The organism is Marinobacter sp. G11 (assembly GCF_021282325.1).
Lineage (GTDB): Bacteria > Pseudomonadota > Gammaproteobacteria > Pseudomonadales > Oleiphilaceae > Marinobacter > Marinobacter vinifirmus.
On the sequence record NZ_JAJSPB010000116.1, the window covers coordinates 1 to 601 of the forward strand.

The window sequence follows — 601 nt, forward strand, 5'->3', positions numbered from 1 at the left end:
TGTCTAAAGCAAAATTTGAGCGTAACAAGCCGCACGTAAACGTGGGCACCATTGGTCACGTTGACCATGGTAAGACCACTCTGACAGCCGCCCTGACTCGTGTATGTCACGAAGTATGGGGCACTGGCGAGAGCCGTGCTTTCGATCAGATCGATAACGCACCGGAAGAGCGTGCGCGTGGTATCACCATCGCGACCTCCCACGTTGAGTACGATTCTCCGACCCGTCACTACGCTCACGTAGACTGCCCGGGCCACGCTGATTATGTTAAGAACATGATCACGGGTGCTGCCCAGATGGACGGCGCTATCCTGGTTTGCTCCGCAGCTGACGGCCCCATGCCGCAGACTCGTGAGCACATCCTGCTGTCCCGTCAGGTAGGTGTACCGTTCATCGTTGTGTTCCTGAACAAAGCGGACATGGTAGACGATGAAGAGCTGCTTGAGCTGGTAGAAATGGAAGTTCGTGACCTGCTGAGCCAGTACGACTTCCCGGGTGACGACACTCCGATCATCACCGGTTCTGCCCTGATGGCTCTGGAAGGTAAAGACGACAACGAGATGGGTACTACCGCTGTTAAGAAGCTGGTAGAAGCCCTGGA

1 protein-coding gene is annotated in these 601 nt (G+C 55.6%); it reads left to right on the forward strand.

The window, feature by feature from the left end:
* On the forward strand, positions 1-601 hold a 601-nt coding region (locus tag LWH94_RS19305), incomplete at both ends, for a GTP-binding protein (protein ID WP_232903319.1).